The following is a 1,743-nucleotide window of genomic DNA, read 5'->3' as shown; positions in this document are numbered from 1 at the left end:
TCTTCCTTCATGCGGAAGAGTTCGGCAAGCGCGCCCTTGGGGCCGGTCACGTCGGAAAGGGATGATGCGTATTCGGGATCGTGCACATGGAGAAGCTGTATCTTGTCAACATTGAGCGTCTTCAGGCTTTCTTCCAGTGAGCGGCGGGCCCGCGCGGCATCGAATTTCAGGGTCTCCATGTCGCGGTCGAGCTTGCTGGAAATGACGAAGCCTTTGGGAATTCCGCCTCGCTCGCGGATCACTTCGCCGATACGCTCCTCGCTCCGCCCCATGCCATAATTGCGCGAGGTATCGAGAAAATTAACCGGGCTGTCGAGCACGGCGCGCACGGTTTCGCGGCCGCGCTCGGCGTCTACCTTGTAGCCATAGGTATCGGGCATATCGCCGATAGGGCCTAGGCCGAAACACAGCCTGCTGACGGAAAGCCCGGTTTGGCCCAGGGCCACTTTTTCAGTTGGATCAAGTTTCATTTTCTCTCCGACACATTTGAACCTAACAATCCGCCACGCGGCACACCATCTTGCTATTGATATTGAGCCTATAATGTAAATTGGAAGAAAGCGACATGGTCGAACTTGCCGTTCTTGATTTAGCCCCGGTTTCAGAGGGCAAAACCCCCGCCGACGCCTTCAAAAATGCCCGCGACCTGGCCCAGCATGTGGAGCGCTGGGGTTACACGCGCTATTGGCTTGCCGAGCATCACAACATGGTGGGCATTGCCAGTGCGGCTACCTCGGTGGTGATCGGCTATATCGCCGGCAGCACCAGCACGATCAGGGTTGGGGCCGGCGGCATCATGCTGCCCAACCATTCGCCGATGATCATTGCCGAGCAATTCGGCACGCTGGAATCGCTCTATCCCGGCCGGATTGATCTGGGCTTGGGCCGCGCGCCGGGCACCGACCAGAACACCTGGCGGGCGCTTAGGCGCGAAGCATCGGCGTCGGAACGTTTCCCGCAGGATGTTCTTGAATTGCAGGCGCTGCTTGGCCCGGTGCTGGCGGGCCAGACGATTCAGGCGGTTCCGGGGGCAGATCTCAATGTTCCCCTGTGGATTCTCGGATCGAGCCTTTTTGGTTCGCATCTCGCTGCCATGCTGGGACTGCCCTATGCTTTTGCCTCGCATTTTGCGCCCGACGCGCTGTACCAGGCGCTTGAAGTGTATCGCACGCGCTTTGAACCATCGGCGCAATTGGCTGAACCCTATGCCATGGCTGGCGTGAATGTCATCGTCGCTGAGACGGATGGGGAGGCAACGCATCTCTTCACCTCCATCCAGCAGCGCTTCACCGACATGTTCCGTAAGGACCGCGGGTTCTTGAAGCCGCCGATTGACGATATCGAGACTTACTGGACGCCTACTGAAAAGATGCAGGCTTCGCGGATGCTGGGCTGCTCTTTCGTCGGGTCGCCGAAAACCGTTGAAGTCGCTTTGCAAGAATTTATCGCCAAAACCGGTGTCGATGAACTCATGGTGTCATCGGCGATCTATGATCATGCGGCGCGGCTTCGGTCTTATGAGTTGCTGGCTAACCTCAAGCTGGCATGAACTGATCCGCCCCTTCCGATATCATCCGTAGGCGGAGGAATTTTCAGGTTCGGGCACTGTGATTCACAGCCCTTCGCCATGCGGTGTTGACTCGTGAAAACATTTTCTGCAAGGTACTGGTATGACAGGTATACCACTATGATTGCGATCAAGCGGGCCAAGCTTTTTGAGCAGGTTGCCGAGGTGCTTGAGCG

At 57.4% G+C, this 1,743-nt stretch carries 2 protein-coding genes; one reads left to right on the top strand and one right to left on the bottom strand.

What is annotated here, in order from left to right:
- The coding region (locus ABL922_RS14860) for an aldo/keto reductase (protein WP_349024984.1) at window positions 1-470 on the bottom strand (470 nt) is incomplete at its 3' end.
- A 95-nt stretch (window positions 471-565) separates the two neighbouring features.
- Between ABL922_RS14860 and ABL922_RS14855 the strand changes: the two genes are divergently transcribed.
- Window positions 566-1,549: an LLM class flavin-dependent oxidoreductase gene (locus tag ABL922_RS14855; RefSeq protein WP_349024985.1), complete on the top strand. Its 984-nt coding sequence runs from the start codon at window positions 566-568 to the stop codon at window positions 1,547-1,549.
- Window positions 1,550-1,743 lie beyond the last annotated feature (194 nt).

The organism is Sphingorhabdus sp. (genome assembly GCF_040079335.1).
Lineage (GTDB): Bacteria > Pseudomonadota > Alphaproteobacteria > Sphingomonadales > Sphingomonadaceae > Sphingorhabdus_B.
This window is presented reverse-complemented; position numbering and strand designations above follow the sequence as displayed.

Excerpts from the sequence above, each read along its gene's own strand:
- ABL922_RS14855 (WP_349024985.1), top strand. The coding sequence starts at position 566 with ATGGTCGAACTTGCCGTTCTTGATTTAGCCCCGGTTTCAGAGGGCAAA.